The sequence below is a fragment of the Novosphingobium marinum genome (assembly GCF_013408095.1).
In the GTDB taxonomy this organism is placed as follows: Bacteria; Pseudomonadota; Alphaproteobacteria; order Sphingomonadales; family Sphingomonadaceae; genus Novosphingobium; species Novosphingobium marinum.
Genome location: NZ_JACBZF010000002.1, coordinates 680,237 through 694,320, shown reverse-complemented (window position 1 = coordinate 694,320; position 14,084 = coordinate 680,237). Strand labels below are relative to the sequence as shown.

Genomic DNA, 14,084 nt, shown 5'->3' with positions numbered 1-14,084 from the left:
GGGAACGGGCGGCCCTTGCCGAATTTCGTTTCGAACAAGACGAATCTCGTTCGGGAGCCGCGCCTATACGTATCAGCGACGAGTCTGACAACCCCCGATTTGGGCCATTTTTCGATTGGCCGCACAAAGCCCGCACCGCAGGGAAATATTGGCCCTGCCTGCCCCTCAGACCTCGCGCATCTGGTAGTGGGCGGGAATACGCAATCCCGCGGCTGCGATCTCACCGACAAGTTCGTCAGACATGCAGGTCAGCTCCTCGCGGAACGCACGCTCTCTCCACAGGTGTGCCCCGGCAAACCTGCTCCGCGCAAAGGCTAACCCAGCCGTGCCCTTCTTCGACGTGTCGTGGTAGCAGAAGCCCGGCCTGCGCTCGTTGAACGAACCCGCCGCGCTGTCTTCGGCGGAAAAGCTCTCGCGGTATCCGCCGATCACCATGATGTAATAGGGGTCGGGAAAGACCTTGTTCTTGGGCATTCGAATTTCGACAGGAAAGAACTGGTGAACGCCGGGCTCAAGCCGTTCGACAATGGCCTTGAAGGCCTCGTCTGTCGCCAGGATCTTGTCGCTCAACATCACTAGCGCCCCCAGCTGGTCGTAAGTCTTCTGGGTGTCGAAGTGCCGGGGCGGTTCATGCGGCTCGATGGGCGAAAGCGGCGGCTTTTCAGACGCCGAAACCGTGCCCGATTCCTTGACGAACTTATCAACGGCATAGCCCATATAGCGAAGCGCCCCTCGCGGACCTTCACCGAAAGGCGCCTGCTGGCTGGCCGGCATCGATTCCAGAAAATGTCCTTTCAGACTGTCGGTCCACCCTTCGAAGTCCCCGTCAGGCCAGAATTCGCCGAAGCCCTTCGGCAATGCCATTCCCCAGACCATGACGCTCCCTTCCAGGTCCAATTCGAAGACACAGCAGATTCACTGGCTCGGCCACACCATGCCACCGGTGGGTTTGAAGAATCTTGAAAGTCCAAAGGAAAAGGCCCGGCTCTCCGTGGAGAACCGGGCCCAAAATCCTTGTCGTCAGCCGGAGCTGGTGTCGGATCACTTGGTGATCTTCGACACCACCCCCGAACCGACGGTGCGGCCGCCTTCGCGGATAGCGAAGCGGAGACCGTCGTCCATGGCGATCGGCGCGATCAGCTTGACCGAGATCGTGACGTTGTCGCCGGGCATGACCATCTCGGTGCCCTCGGGCAGGATGACCTCGCCCGTCACGTCGGTCGTGCGGAAGTAGAACTGCGGACGATAGTTCGCGAAGAACGGCGTGTGACGGCCGCCCTCGTCCTTCGAAAGCACGTAGACTTCCGCGTCGAACTCGGTGTGCGGCGTGATCGAGCCGGGCTTGCAGAGAACCTGGCCACGCTCGACGTCCTCACGGCCGACGCCGCGAAGCAGCGCACCGATGTTGTCGCCCGCTTCGCCCTGGTCGAGCAGCTTGCGGAACATCTCGACGCCGGTGACGACGGTCTTCTGGGTGTCCTTGAGGCCGACGATCTCGACTTCCTCGCCAACCTTGACGATGCCGGTCTCGACACGGCCGGTGACGACGGTGCCGCGGCCCGAGATCGAGAACACGTCCTCGACGGGCATCAGGAACGCCTTGTCGGTCGGACGCGGCGGCTGCGGGATCGACTCGTCGACGGCGGCCATCAGCTCGAGGATCTTTTCCTTGCCGATGTTGTCGTCGCGGCCCTCGAGGGCGGCGAGCGCCGAACCGGCGACGATGGGAATGTCGTCGCCCGGGAAGTCGTACGAGCTGAGCAGCTCGCGAACTTCGAGCTCGACGAGCTCGAGCAGTTCCTCGTCGTCGACCTGGTCGACCTTGTTGAGGAACACGACGAGCGCCGGCACGCCGACCTGGCGGGCGAGCAGGATGTGCTCGCGGGTCTGCGGCATCGGGCCGTCGGCGGCGTTGACGACGAGGATCGCGCCGTCCATCTGCGCCGCGCCGGTGATCATGTTCTTCACGTAGTCGGCGTGGCCGGGGCAGTCGACGTGCGCGTAGTGGCGGTTCTCGGTCTCGTACTCGACGTGGGCGGTCGAGATCGTGATGCCGCGCTCGCGCTCTTCGGGAGCCTTGTCGATGTTCGCGAAATCGACGGCTTCGCCGAAGCCGGCCTCGGCCAGAACCTTGGTGATCGCGGCGGTCAGCGTGGTCTTGCCGTGGTCGACGTGACCGATGGTGCCGATATTGCAGTGCGGCTTGTTCCGCTCGAATTTTGCCTTAGCCATTCTACAAACCTTCTTTTCGTTAAGATTGATACTGCGGGAATTAGGCGGCACCCGCTGAATCGAGCGCCGCCCCTAGACGACCCTTGCCGATCAGGCAAGCTTCTCCTTGACCTCGGCCGCGACGTTCGCCGGGACCTCGTCGTAATGCGAGAACTGCATCGTGTACTGCGCGCGCCCCTGCGTGAAGGAACGCAGCTGGTTCACGTAGCCGAACATGTTCGCGAGCGGCACGTGGGCGTCCACCACCTGCGCGTTGCCGCGCGTGTCGGTGCCCTGGATCTGGCCACGGCGGGAGTTGAGGTCGCCGATGACGTCGCCCATGAACTCCTCGGGAGTCACGACCTCGACCTTCATGATCGGCTCGAGCAGCTTGATGCCGGCCTTCTCGGCCGCTTCGCGCATCGCGCCGCGCCCGGTGATCTCGAAGGCGACCGTGCTCGAGTCGACGTCGTGGTACGCGCCGTCGATCAGGCGGATCGTGAAGTCGATGATCGGGAAGCCGATGAGGTAGCCGCTTTCGGCCTGCTCGCGCATGCCCTTCTCGACCGACGGGATGTACTCGCGCGGGATGTTGCCGCCCTTGATCTCGTCCTCGAAGATGACACCCTGGCCGCGCTCGCCCGGCGAGACCACGACCTTGGCGCGACCGAACTGGCCCGAACCGCCCGACTGCTTCTTGTGCGTGTAGTCGACCTCGACTTCACGGCCGAGACTTTCGCGGTAGGCCACCTGCGGCGCGCCGACGTTGGCTTCGACCTTGAACTCGCGCTTCATGCGATCGACGAGGATGTCGAGGTGAAGCTCGCCCATGCCCTTGATGATCGTCTGGCCCGATTCGTGATCGGTCGACACGCGGAACGAGGGGTCCTCGGCCGCGAGGCGCGAAAGCGCGACGCCCATCTTTTCCTGGTCGGCCTTGGTCTTGGGTTCGACCGAAAGCTCGATGACCGGGTCGGGGAACTCCATCCGCTCGAGGATGATCGGAGCCGAGGTGGCGCACAGCGTGTCGCCGGTGGTCGTCTCCTTGAGGCCCGCGATGGCGACGATGTCGCCGGCCGATGCCTCGTCGATGTCCTCGCGGTTGTTCGAGTGCATGAGCAGCATGCGCCCGACCTTTTCCTTCTTGTCCTTCACCGAGTTCAGTACCTGGCCCTTGGCGAGCTTGCCCGAATAGATGCGGCAGAAGGTTAGCGAGCCGACGAACGGGTCGTTCATGATCTTGAACGCGAGCGCGGAGAACGGCGCCTCATCGTCGGACGGACGCGTCTCTTCCTTGTCGCTATCGGGCAGGACGCCCTTGATCGCCGGAACGTCGGTCGGCGCGGGCATGTAGTCGACGACGGCGTCGAGCAGGGGCTGCACGCCCTTGTTCTTGAACGCCGAGCCGCACAGGACCGGGACGAATGCACGGTCGAGCGTACCCTTGCGGATGAGGCGCTTGAGCGTCGCCGCGTCGGGCTCCTGGCCCTCGAGGTAGGCTTCCATCACGTCGTCGTCCTGCTCGACCGCGGTCTCGACGAGCTGCTCGCGATACTCGGCGGCCTTGTCGGCGAGGTCGGCGGGGATGTCGACGTAGTTGAAGGTCGCGCCCAGGCTCTCGTCTTCCCAGACGATGCCGCGCATGTTCACGAGGTCGACCACGCCCTTGAGGTCGCTCTCCGCGCCGATCGGCAGGTAGAGCACCAGCGGCTTGGCGCCGAGGCGGTCGATGATCGACTGCACGCAGTAGTAGAAGTCCGCACCGGTGCGATCGAGCTTGTTGATGAAGCACATGCGGGGCACGCCGTACTTGTCGGCCTGGCGCCACACCGTCTCGGACTGGGGCTCGACGCCCGCGACACCGTCGAAGACCGCGACCGCGCCGTCGAGCACGCGCAGCGAACGCTCGACTTCAATGGTGAAGTCGACGTGGCCCGGAGTGTCGATGATGTTGATGCGGTGCTCTTCGCCCTGGCCGTCCTCGGCCTTCCAGAACGTGGTCGTCGCGGCAGACGTGATGGTGATGCCGCGCTCCTGCTCCTGCTCCATCCAGTCCATCGTGGCGGCGCCGTCGTGGACTTCGCCGATCTTGTAGGACTTGCCGGTATAATAGAGGATGCGCTCGGTCGTCGTGGTCTTGCCGGCGTCGATGTGCGCCATGATGCCGATGTTGCGATAGCGTTCGATCGGATGGCTGCGTGCCATGGTAGCTTCCTTGAGGGTTCGGGGTTGGGGGACTTGGCCTTGCGGCCCAGATAGGTCCCCGCCCCATTGGTTAAAAGTGCGACGCCCGCATGACGGGCCGAGCGCGTGTTCCGGTTACCGGCGCCGTTACCAGCGCCCTTACCAGCGGTAGTGCGAGAAGGCGCGGTTCGCGTCCGCCATGCGGTGCGTGTCCTCGCGCTTCTTCACAGCGTTGCCGCGGTTGTTCGCCGCATCGAGCAGCTCGCCCGAAAGGCGCGCCGACATCGTCGTTTCGGGACGATTGCGCGCGGCGGTGATCAGCCAGCGGATGGCAAGGGCCTGCGCACGCTCGGGACGAACCTCGACGGGGACCTGGTAGGTCGCACCGCCGACACGGCGCGAGCGGACCTCGATCTGCGGCTTCACGTTGTTCAGCGCATCGTGGAACAGCTGGACCGGATCGGCCTTGGCCTTGGTTTCCATGGTATCGAGCGCGCCATAGACGATACGCTCGGCGGCGGACTTCTTGCCGTCGTACATGAGGTTGTTCATGAACTTCGACAGCACCGAATCCCCGAACTTGGGATCGGGCAGGATTTCCCGCTTCTCGGGACGACGACGACGTGACATGCTTTCAGTTCCTTCGGAATGCGGTGGCCACATCCGTGGCCACCTTCGGCACCGGCCCGTTCCCCCGCCCGACGATAGTACCCTGTGGGTGGTCGGGCGGGGGAGCGGGCCGGTGCCGCAAGCCCTTCGCGGCTGCGAAGGGCGCACCAATCAAATAACGAAAAGGCTCACTTCGGCCTTTTCGCGCCGTACTTCGAACGGCTCTGCTTGCGGTCCTTGACGCCTTGCGTGTCGAGCACGCCGCGCAGGATGTGATAGCGAACGCCCGGAAGGTCGCGCACACGCCCGCCGCGGATCAGCACTACCGAGTGCTCCTGCAGGTTGTGGCCCTCGCCCGGAATGTACGAAATGACTTCGCGCTGGTTGGTCAGGCGAACCTTGGCAACCTTGCGAAGTGCCGAGTTCGGCTTCTTCGGCGTCGTGGTGTAGACGCGGGTGCAGACACCGCGCTTCTGCGGGTTCTGCTCCATCGCAGGGACCTTCGATTTGGCCTTCTGCGGTTCGCGACCCTTGCGGATCAGCTGGTTGATAGTCGGCATCGAGTACTCTTTTCTTGTCTGGAGTGCGATGGATCCGCCGCGCGGGAACTCTTGGGGGACGGGTCCCGCGCGACGGACCCGTCGCACCCCGGTCCGTGGGGCCCGGTGCGTTCGCGAAGGCAAGGCGTCTGGAAGGTCACGAAATGACCGGGAACCGCCGCCTCGCCTCGTCGGGCAGGAAGCGCGTACCCGCAGGGGTCACGTCGTGAGCCGAAAACGCTCCACCCGGATTGCACCGGATTACTTTGATGTCTCCGCGCTTGCCCGGACCCCTCGGTGAAGCAGGTCCGGCCAACGTAAACCGGCCTTGCGGCGAGGCATTGCCCCTTCCGAAGGCCCGAACGCAAAAGACGCCAATGTTCAGCTCTATATCGACCGGTTGCGGGAAACCCCGTCTCCGGTGGGCGCGCCCCTAGTCCGATTCCGGCGCCGCGTCAAGCGGACGGCCACGGCCCCGCGACAGCGAGCCCGGTCCTTACGACACTTCGTAGAAGAGCGCCGTCATCCCGTCGGTCGAACGCACGCGGAAGGCCTCGCCGTCCTTTTCGAGCTGCTTGTTGAGGAACGGAACCGGCGCGAAGGCCTCTCCGGCGAGGATCTTCGGCGCGACGTCGTCGTGCGTCTCGACGTAAGTCTCGGTCGCGTCGAGCAGGGCGTTGTGCCGCACGCCGCCCAGCGCACCCGCCGAATACCCGGCGGTTCGCGAAACCGCCCGCGTATCGAAACCCATGACCGAGGTCTTCGGTCCGAACTGCCAGAAAAGCACTGCACCGATGACGGCAAAATAGACGAGGCCCAGCGCGCCGAGGCCGATAACCAGATATTTCATGAGCTTGCAGGTAGCATGGATGACCGGCAAGGGACAGGGCAGGTCACTGCCGGAGGCGCGGCCACCCGGTCACGAAACATTGTAGATTTCCGCATCCATCCCGTGCACGCGGCGCACGCGCCATTTCAGGCCCTTCCTCGCGAGCTCGTCGTTCAGGAAGTCCTCGGGCGCGAGTTCCTTGCCCTGCGCCATGGTGGCGGGGGCTTCGGGATGGCTCTTCACGTAAGCCTGCGTGTCGCGGACCAGTTCCTCGAGCCGTTCGGTGCCGAGCGAACCCACGGCGAAGTCCTTCTTCGGATCGTGGTGCGCCTTTTCCACCGGGTTCAGGTGGATCGCATGCCCGAACAGAGCATACATCCCGCCGAACAGGATCAGGAACCAGGTGCCGAAGAAGGCCGCGAGACGCCAGTTGGACTTGTGCATGGCCCGCCGTTAGGCGAGCGCCGGGATAAGTGCAAGCTTTGCATGCACTGTTCGCGTCGATTGACTCCGGTCAGGTCGCCTTGCCCCACCATGCCGCCGGGGTGAAGCGGTCGCCCAGCGCCTCCTCCAGCAATTCGAGCACGCTTGCCGTCTCCTCGAACCCGCGCAGGCGGGCGTAGTGCATCGGACCGCCCCGGAAAGGCGCGAAGCCGGTGGCGAAGATCATCGCGGCGTCGGCACTGTCGGCGTCCTCGACCACGCCCTCGTCGAGCGCGGCGGCGACGGTGTTGACCATCGGCAGCACCAGCCGGTCGGTCATCGCGGCGTCGGGCGGGCTGGCAACGCGATCCTTCTTCGGCTTGCCGTCCGAACCGTACTCGTAGATGCCTCGCCCGGTCTTCTTGCCGAGGTCGCCCGCAGCGACCTTGTCGCGCAGCCATTGCGGCATCGGCGGCAGCGGCTTGTCGAGATCGCGGGCAAGCGAATCGGCCACCGCAACGCAGATGTCGAGCCCGACCTGGTCGGCCAGCTCGATCGGTCCCATCGGCATGCCGAAGTCTTCCGCCGCAGCATCGATGCGTTCGGGCTGTTCGCCCTCGTCGAGCATGAGGAGCGCTTCGCCCAGGTAGGGCATCAGCGCGCGGTTGACGAGGAAGCCTGGCGAAGCCTTGACCGGCAGCGGCAGGCGCGAAATGTCGCCGACGAATTTCTGCGCGGTCCCGAAGGCGTCGTCTCCGGTGCCGTCGTGGCGCACGACTTCGACGAGTTCGAGCCGCGAGACCGGATTGAAGAAGTGGATGCCCACGAACTGCGCCGGGCGCGAAAGCCCCTCGGCAAGCTCGTTCATGTCGAGGCTGGAGGTGTTGGTGGCAAGGATCGCGTCGGGCCGCGCCTCTTCCTCGATGCGGGCGTAGATCCTGCGCTTCAGGTCGACGCGCTCGGGCGCGGCCTCGATGACGAGGTCGGCGCTGCGCACGCCCAGGCCATGCGTATCGGGCACGAAGCGGTCCTTCGCCGCGACGGCATCGGCACTGGCCTTCAGCTTGCGATCGAACAGCTTGTGCGCGGATTTCACCGCCCGGGCGAGCGACTTGCGGTCCGGATCCTCGATGGTGACGCGCATGCCGCGCAGCGCGCACCACGAGCCGATGTCGGCTCCCATCGTGCCCGCGCCGACGACATGGACGTGCGAGACGCCGCTCCGGCCCTTGCCGTTCGCCTTGAGCCGCTCGCGCAGGAAGAAAACGCGCACGAGGTTCTGCGTGGTCTGCTGCGGCAGGAGGCGGACGAACGATTCGCGCTCGGCATCGAGCATGTCGGCGACCGAGCCGCCGTGCTTCTCCCACAAGTCGATCAGCGCATAGGGTGCGGGATAGTGCCTTTCGGGCACGCGCTTCGCCGTCTCGCCGCGCATCTGGCGAGCAAGCGCCTTGCGCGCGAGCTTGAGGCTCATCGCCCCGCCGACGAGGCCGCCTTCCTTGCGCGGGAGCTTGCCCGCGACCGCCGCGTCGACGGCGTTGGCGACGTTCCGCTCCGGCACGACGGCGTCGGCGATGCCGAGCGACTTCGCCTTGCGCGCCTTCACCGTGCGGCCTGTCAGCATCAGCTTCATCGCCTCGAGCGGCTGGATGCGGTGGGTGAGCCGGGCGGTGCCGCCAAGGCCGGGGTGGAGGCCCAGCAGCACTTCGGGCAGGCCCATCGTGGCATCGTCGCGCGCCACGATCCGGTCGCAGGCGAGCGCCAGCTCGAGCCCGCCGCCAAGGCACGGCCCGTGCACCACCGCGACCGTGGTCGCACGCAGCGCGGCAAGGCGGTCGATCACCGCGTTGGCCTCGTCGACCAGGCGGCGAAGCTCGGCGCTGCCTTCGAGGTCGCGGAACATCGCGATGTCCGCGCCGTGGCAGAAGCCCGAGGGCTTGGCCGAGCGCAGGATGACAGCGCGCCAGTCCTCGTCCTCGATCCGCGAAAGCTGCATGTCGAGTTCGCGCAGCACCGCCTCGTCGATGGTGTTGGCGCTCTCTCCCTGCTTGTCGAGGATCAGCCACAGCCGGTCGCCGTCCTCGCGCCGCAGCCAGTGGACGCCGCGCGTGCCTTCCGCGCCGGTCAGCGGGTCGGGGCCGAGAAATTCCATTGCGGTCTTCATCGTCGCGGTTTCCATCACAGCGCCTCCACCAGCATCGCACCGCCCTGCCCGCCGCCTATGCACAGCGTGGCGATGCCTCTCTTGCCGCCGGCGCGGCGCAGCACGTTGACGAGGTGGAGCACGATCCGCGCCCCGCTCGTCCCGACCGGGTGGCCGAGGCTGATCGCCCCGCCATCGACGTTGAGGCGGTCGCGGTCGATCCGCCCGACCGCGCCGTCGCGGCCCAGCACCTCGCGGCAGAAGCCGTCGTCGGCAAGCGCCGAGAGGCAGGCGAGGACCTGCGCGGCGAAAGCCTCGTTGAGTTCCCAGAGGTCGATGTCGTCGAGCGAAAGGCCGGCGCGTTCCATCAGCTGCGAGGACGCGAAAACCGGGCCGAGGCCCATCACCTCGGGGTCGAGCGCCGCCCATTCGCTGTCGACGATCCGCGCGATGGGGGTGAGGCCGTGCCTTTCGACCGCCGCTTCGGACGCGAGGATCGTCAGGCAGGCGCCGTCGGTCACCTGGCTGGCGTTCCCCGCCGTCACGTCGCCATACTTCTCGAATACGGGCCTGAGCTTGGCGAGCGATTCGGGAGTCGATTCCGGCCGCACCCCGTCGTCGTGGTCGTAGAGCGTACCATCGGGCGCGAACATCGGCTCGATCTCGTCGTCGAGCCAGCCCTGCTTCTGCGCATTGGCGAGCCGGTGATGGCTTTCCATCGCGTAAGCGTCTGCTTCCTCGCGCGAGATGCCGAAGCGGTGGGCGAGCACTTCGGCGGTCTGGCCCATGGTGAGGCCGCTCACCGGGTCGGTCAGCCCCTGCTTGAGCGCGATTTCGGGCGAGAGGAAGGACAGCTCGAACTGCGCGAAGGCAGCGGCGCGTGCCGCGGCCCCCTTGGCGCTGCGCAGCCGCGCCAGCCACTCGGTCGCATCGTCGGCGACGATCAGCGGCGCTCTGCTGAGCGATTCGGTGCCGCCCGCCAGCACGAGGTCCATGTCGCCGTGCGCGATGTTGCGAAAGGCATCGTCGATCGCCTGCATGCCGGACCCGCAGTTGCGGTGCACCGTCCATGCGGGCGTTCGCACGCCGCAACCGAGCCGCAGCGCCGCGACCCGCGCCACGTTCATCTCGCCGGCAAGCTGGTTGCCGCAGCCGAGCACGACCTGATCGAACGAATCGGCGGCGAAGGGCTGGCGCATCAGCAGCGGCCTCCCGCACTGCACGGCAAGGTCCGCCGGGCTGAACGGGCCGGGCTTTCCCCGTGCCTTGATGAACGGGGTACGCGCGCCGTCTACCAGGTAGACGGGCCTCGCTTGCGAGCGGGCGGATGCCACGATGTCCTCTCCTTCCATGCCGGACGTGCCGGAGGTGCCTCACCATCGCGCCAATCGGCGGCGTTGTCACCAGCGCGATGCGATCCTCCCTGTAAGGCGCGAGAACGCCGGCGGTTCCGGGGGCCGCGGGCTACCTCCCGAAGGCCCAGCGCATCGTGTTGGCGAGCATCCCGGTCGCGGCGCGGGTGGGCAGGCTGGTCAGCAGCGGGCGGCGCAGGCCGAGCATCTTGCGCGCGAAACCCGGCAGCAGATCGACCGCCGCTTCGCCCAGAAGCCGGTGCAATGCGCGCTCCGCAGGCTTGCGCGAGGTGCCTGCCAGCACGATCCGCGCGGTTTCGCGGGCATCGGGGCTGCCACGGAGGTCCGGGCGATAGCGGGCGATAAGCGCCAGCGCCTCGCTGCGCGTGTCGGGAACCGGATCGGCACCGAGCTTGCGCGCGACAAGCCCGCTTTGCGCGAAATACCTGTCCTGATCGGCGGGCGACATGTCTGGCCGAACGTACCGCAAGTGCGCCTCCATGAAGCACCAGCTTTCGGCGATATGCACCCAGGCAAGCGTCCCCGGCTCCTGCGCCGCGTACCGCGAGCCGTCGGGCATCGTGCCGGTGACGCGCGCGTGAATGGCATCGACGCGGGCGATGGCGGCTTCCGCCTCGTCCCGGTGCGCGTAGGTGGTGACGGCGATGAACCGGGCGGTCCTGCGCAGTCGGCCGAGCATGTCCTCGCGAAAGTTCGAATGGTCGAGCACGCCCTGCAGCGCGCGCGGGTGCAGCGCCTGCATCAGCAATGCCGCGACGCCGCCCACCATCATCGCGGTCACGTCTGCATGGACGAGGCGGATCGGGGTATCCGGCGCGAAAAGCGCCTCGTCCGAAGGCTGGACGGGACGTTCTCCGCGCGCGGTATCGTTGAAGACGGACCGGACCGCCCCCACCAGCCGCCGCCGGACCATCTCCGACGGCGCGGAGGCGGGCGAGCCGTCAGGCAGGCTCGTTTTCCTTGCGGCTCTCCGGCTCGGCAAGCTTGCGGTGCATCTGCGCGACCACCGAATCGGGAAGGACGTCGGCAAACATGGCCTGCATCTTGTTCATGAATCCGCTGACCACAAGATCGTCGTCGGCCAGCAGCGCCTGGTACCCGTCCTTTGCGACCTTCGCCGGATCGTCCTTGCTGTCCGACTTGCTCGCCTGCGAATCGAGCATGTGCGCTCGCTGGAAGAAGTTGGTGTCGGTCACGCCTGGCTGCAGGCAGGTAACGACGACATCGGTATCCTTGAGCTCGTTCCTGAGGCCGACCGAAAAATCGTTCATGAACGCCTTGGTCGAATTGTAGACGAGCTGGAACGGCCCGGGCATGTGGCCTGCGATCGACCCGGTGATGAGGATGCGCCCGCGATTTCGTGCGCGCATGGCGCGGCCCACGTCCTGGATCAGGCGCACCGTGCCACTTACGTTGGTCGCGATGATGTGCTCCACCTCCTGCCAGTCCTGGTCGAGAAAGGCGACGTCGCCGCCGTGCCCGGCGTTGGCGAACAGCGCATCGACCTCGCGCTTGCCGATGGCATCGAGCAGTGCCGCGACGCCTCGTTCGGTGGCAAGGTCGCACTGCACCGTCTCGACCGAGGCCGCACCCGCATCCTTCGCCGCCCGTTCCGCCTCGGTCAGGTCGGTATCGGCGGACAGGATCAGGGCGCAGCCGTCGGCGGCGGCGAGCTTCGTCAGTTCGAGGCCGATCCCGCTCGAAGCGCCGGTAATGACGGCGAGACCGTTCAGCTTGTCGATCTTGCGGCTCATCATGCGTACTCCTTGCTGGTGGTCGTGCCGGTGTTCGTGCTGCCGCGCGCCATGCCGGGCTTCAGGACCACCTTGGTCCATTCGTTCTGGTGATCGTGGAAATTGGTGTAGCCGTCCGCCGCGTCTTCCAGCGGCAGGTGGTGGCTGATCAGGAAGGTCGTATCGAGCGTGCCGTCCTCGATCTTTTCGAGCAGCGGCTTTGTGTACTTTTGCACATGCGTCTGGCCCGACCGGACCTGCAGGCCCTTTTCCATCAGCGCGCCGAGGGGGAACTTGTCCGTCATCCCGCCATAGACGCCGGGGATCGAGACCCGCCCGCCGCGGCGGACCGAAAGGATCGCCTGCTTGAGCGCGCTCGCCCGGTCGGCGCCGAAACCGACCTTCTGTTTCACGATGTCGATCATGTTGTCGATCGCGAAGCCGTGCGCTTCCATGCCGACCGCGTCGATCACGGCATCGACGCCGATGCCGCCGGACATTTCCATCAGCGCCTCGCGCACGTTCGTCTCTCGGAAGTTCACGATCTTCGCGCCGAGCTTGCGGGCGAGCTCAAGGCGATGCGGATAGTGATCGATGGCGATGACCTGCGCCGCGCCCATGACAAGCGCCGACTGGATCGCGAACAGGCCAACGGGGCCGCAGCCCCACACCGCGACGGTATCGTCGGGACCGATGTCGGCATTTTCCGCGCCCATCCAGCCGGTCGGCAGGATGTCGGAAAGGAACAGGACCTTGTCGTCGTCGAGGTGATCGGGGATCACGATCGGGCCGATGTCCGAATAGGGCACGCGCACGTACTCTGCCTGTCCGCCCGAATAGCCGCCGGTCAGGTGCGAATAGCCGAACAGCCCGGCCATCGCATGGCCGTAGAGCGTTGCCGACATGTCCTGCTTCTCGGCAGGGTTGGAGTTCGAACAGCACGAGTATTGCTGGATCGTGCAATGAAAGCACTGGCCGCAGCTGATGGTGAAGGGAACGACGACGCGCTGGCCCTTCTGCAACGTGCTTTTCGGCCCGGTCTCGACGACTTCGCCCATGAATTCATGGCCGAGCACGTCGCCTGCAAGCACGCCGGGGATCACTCCGTCGTAAAGGTGCAGGTCGGACCCGCAGATCGCGGTGGACGTGACCTTGATGATCGCGTCGCGCGGATTGATGATTTCGGGATCGCTCACGGTTTCCACGCGAACGTCCTTGGTTCCCTGCCAGGTAAGCGCTCTCATCGGGTATTCTCCATCTTGGCGGCTCGCGTCTCGTCCATGGTGCGCGCGGATGTCGTGATTTCGCCGGTCTCCATCAGCGCCTTGAAACGCTTCAGGTCATGGCGGGCCTGGACGGCGGGCTCGCGCAGCCAGAGCTTGGCAAGCCCCTTGCCGACCGCGCCGCCCGGCGGATCGTATGCGGTGATCAACGTCACACGCGTGCCGCGATCTCCCGGCGCGTCGGCGAATTCAACGCGGCCCTTCGTCTCGATGTCCGAGCCCTCGACCGAACACCAGGCGATGACCTCGCCTTCGATTTCGCGGGCGATCTCGGTCTCGATCTCGACAATGCGACCGGCAGGGGCGCGGATCTTCCAGACGGCGCGCCCGTCGCTGCTCCTGGGCGTGATCGAGACGACGTTCTCCATCACATCGGGCAGGTTCGAGAAGTCGCGCCAGAACGCGAAGAGCTTGTGGCGGTCCTCGCGAATGGTGACAGTACGGCCGACGACGTCGTACGCGCCGAAGCTGCGCCGCGCGGTGTAGCCCGGCGCGTCGTCGGCGCTGCGCGGGCTGGCCTTGCGTTTCGCGATCAGGCCGCCGAGCGCGACTGCGCCCAGCATGCCGATGCCGATGGCGGCACCCGCCAACGGTCCTCTGCTGCTTTGGTGATGCATGGAATCTTTCCTTTCCGCTTTCCCAACCAACGGGGCGCGGCGGCGAAACGTTCCGCAGATCGGAGGAGCAGCAGCCGAACCCGCCCCGCCTGCGCACCATTTCGTCGCAGACGATGATAGAAGTCGCGGATTTTCGGGCT

The 14,084-nt window shown here is 66.0% G+C and carries 13 protein-coding genes; all 13 read right to left on the bottom strand.

All coding sequences use genetic code 11. The features are described 5' to 3' along the window. Positions 1–165: 165 nt before the first annotated feature. Positions 166–876, bottom strand: a complete 711-nt coding sequence (locus FHS75_RS08085; protein WP_179407166.1) for an imm11 family protein — start codon at positions 874–876, stop codon at positions 166–168. A gap of 165 nt (positions 877–1,041) precedes the next feature. Then, positions 1,042–2,232, bottom strand: a complete 1,191-nt coding sequence (tuf, locus tag FHS75_RS08080) for an elongation factor Tu (protein WP_179407165.1) — start codon at positions 2,230–2,232, stop codon at positions 1,042–1,044. Between the two features lie 90 nt (positions 2,233–2,322). Further along, complete coding sequence (gene fusA / locus FHS75_RS08075; protein ID WP_179407164.1) at positions 2,323–4,416, bottom strand: elongation factor G; 2,094 nt, start codon at positions 4,414–4,416, stop codon at positions 2,323–2,325. Positions 4,417–4,554: 138 nt separating this feature from the next. Continuing rightward, the gene (rpsG, locus tag FHS75_RS08070; RefSeq protein ID WP_179407163.1) at positions 4,555–5,025 is read right to left on the bottom strand and encodes a 30S ribosomal protein S7; all 471 of its coding nucleotides are present in this window, start codon (positions 5,023–5,025) and stop codon (positions 4,555–4,557) included. Positions 5,026–5,192: 167 nt separating this feature from the next. After that, entirely contained in the window at positions 5,193–5,564 is a 372-nt protein-coding gene (gene rpsL, locus FHS75_RS08065; RefSeq protein WP_179407162.1) for a 30S ribosomal protein S12, read from the bottom strand. Between the two features lie 475 nt (positions 5,565–6,039). Next, complete coding sequence (locus FHS75_RS08060; protein ID WP_179407161.1) at positions 6,040–6,393, bottom strand: hypothetical protein; 354 nt, start codon at positions 6,391–6,393, stop codon at positions 6,040–6,042. 69 nt (positions 6,394–6,462) lie between these two features. Further along, positions 6,463–6,816, bottom strand: coding sequence for a hypothetical protein (locus FHS75_RS08055; protein WP_179407160.1), 354 nt, complete (start codon positions 6,814–6,816; stop codon positions 6,463–6,465). 70 nt (positions 6,817–6,886) lie between these two features. Continuing rightward, positions 6,887–8,974 (bottom strand): 3-hydroxyacyl-CoA dehydrogenase NAD-binding domain-containing protein, encoded by a 2,088-nt coding sequence (locus tag FHS75_RS08050; protein ID WP_179407159.1) that lies wholly within the window; start codon positions 8,972–8,974, stop codon positions 6,887–6,889. Beyond that, positions 8,974–10,272 (bottom strand): acetyl-CoA C-acetyltransferase, encoded by a 1,299-nt coding sequence (locus tag FHS75_RS08045; protein ID WP_342356010.1) that lies wholly within the window; start codon positions 10,270–10,272, stop codon positions 8,974–8,976. The genes FHS75_RS08050 and FHS75_RS08045 overlap by 1 nt, the downstream gene beginning before the upstream one ends. A 130-nt stretch (positions 10,273–10,402) precedes the next feature. After that, positions 10,403–11,224 carry an oxygenase MpaB family protein gene (locus FHS75_RS08040; RefSeq protein WP_179407157.1) on the bottom strand — a complete coding sequence of 274 codons (822 nt, stop codon included), beginning with the start codon at positions 11,222–11,224 and terminating at the stop codon, positions 10,403–10,405. A gap of 28 nt (positions 11,225–11,252) precedes the next feature. Beyond that, complete coding sequence (locus FHS75_RS08035; RefSeq protein WP_342356009.1) at positions 11,253–12,068, bottom strand: SDR family NAD(P)-dependent oxidoreductase; 816 nt, start codon at positions 12,066–12,068, stop codon at positions 11,253–11,255. Further along, the gene (locus FHS75_RS08030) at positions 12,065–13,288 is read right to left on the bottom strand and encodes a zinc-dependent alcohol dehydrogenase (RefSeq protein ID WP_179407156.1); all 1,224 of its coding nucleotides are present in this window, start codon (positions 13,286–13,288) and stop codon (positions 12,065–12,067) included. Before FHS75_RS08030 ends, FHS75_RS08035 begins: the two co-directional genes overlap by 4 nt. After that, on the bottom strand, positions 13,285–13,944 hold the full coding sequence (locus FHS75_RS08025; protein WP_179407155.1) for an SRPBCC family protein: 660 nt from the start codon (positions 13,942–13,944) through the stop codon (positions 13,285–13,287). Before FHS75_RS08025 ends, FHS75_RS08030 begins: the two co-directional genes overlap by 4 nt. Between the last annotated feature and the right edge of the window lie 140 nt (positions 13,945–14,084).

Bases quoted from the DNA above. Each gene is read 5' to 3' on its own strand.
- FHS75_RS08030 (WP_179407156.1), bottom strand. From the start codon at position 13,288: ATGAGAGCGCTTACCTGGCAGGGAACCAAGGACGTTCGCGTGGAAACC.
- FHS75_RS08085 (WP_179407166.1), bottom strand. From the start codon at position 876: ATGGTCTGGGGAATGGCATTGCCGAAGGGCTTCGGCGAATTCTGGCCT.
- fusA (WP_179407164.1), bottom strand. From the start codon at position 4,416: ATGGCACGCAGCCATCCGATCGAACGCTATCGCAACATCGGCATCATG.
- FHS75_RS08040 (WP_179407157.1), bottom strand. From the start codon at position 11,224: ATGGTCCGGCGGCGGCTGGTGGGGGCGGTCCGGTCCGTCTTCAACGAT.
- FHS75_RS08050 (WP_179407159.1), bottom strand. From the start codon at position 8,974: ATGGAAACCGCGACGATGAAGACCGCAATGGAATTTCTCGGCCCCGAC.
- FHS75_RS08055 (WP_179407160.1), bottom strand. From the start codon at position 6,816: ATGCACAAGTCCAACTGGCGTCTCGCGGCCTTCTTCGGCACCTGGTTC.
- FHS75_RS08025 (WP_179407155.1), bottom strand. From the start codon at position 13,944: ATGCATCACCAAAGCAGCAGAGGACCGTTGGCGGGTGCCGCCATCGGC.
- tuf (WP_179407165.1), bottom strand. From the start codon at position 2,232: ATGGCTAAGGCAAAATTCGAGCGGAACAAGCCGCACTGCAATATCGGC.
- rpsL (WP_179407162.1), bottom strand. From the start codon at position 5,564: ATGCCGACTATCAACCAGCTGATCCGCAAGGGTCGCGAACCGCAGAAG.
- FHS75_RS08035 (WP_342356009.1), bottom strand. From the start codon at position 12,068: ATGATGAGCCGCAAGATCGACAAGCTGAACGGTCTCGCCGTCATTACC.
- FHS75_RS08060 (WP_179407161.1), bottom strand. From the start codon at position 6,393: ATGAAATATCTGGTTATCGGCCTCGGCGCGCTGGGCCTCGTCTATTTT.
- rpsG (WP_179407163.1), bottom strand. From the start codon at position 5,025: ATGTCACGTCGTCGTCGTCCCGAGAAGCGGGAAATCCTGCCCGATCCC.